This window comes from Duganella margarita (assembly GCF_009857535.1).
In the GTDB taxonomy this organism is placed as follows: Bacteria; Pseudomonadota; Gammaproteobacteria; order Burkholderiales; family Burkholderiaceae_D; genus Rugamonas; species Rugamonas margarita.
The window spans coordinates 1-329 of record NZ_WWCS01000086.1 but is presented as its reverse complement, the minus strand read 5'-3'; the positions used below and the strand labels follow the sequence as shown (position 1 = coordinate 329).

At 49.8% G+C, this 329-nt stretch carries 1 rRNA gene; it reads left to right on the top strand.

The window, feature by feature from the left end:
* Positions 1 to 219 precede the first annotated feature (219 nt).
* Positions 220 to 329 (top strand): 5S ribosomal RNA (gene rrf / locus GTP55_RS29310); the annotation flags it as partial.

The following is a 329-nucleotide window of genomic DNA, read 5'->3' as shown; positions in this document are numbered from 1 at the left end:
AGGTGTGGAAGTGCAGTAATGCATTAAGCTAACTGATACTAATTGCCCGTACGGCTTGTCCCTATAACCTTGACGGTTATGCGCATTTACTCCGATGATGAGTGGTGCTACCCAATAAACTAAATGAGATCCCTGCCTGCGCAGGGACGACGTGAAACGTTGCTTTACTTCTCCCAGATTCGCTGTGCAGCCGTTGGCTGCACAGCACACAAGTCAAAGCTTGATGACCATAGTAAGTCGGTCCCACCCCTTCCCATCCCGAACAGGACCGTGAAACGACTCTACGCCGATGATAGTGCTGCAACCAGTGTGAAAGTAGGTTATCGTCA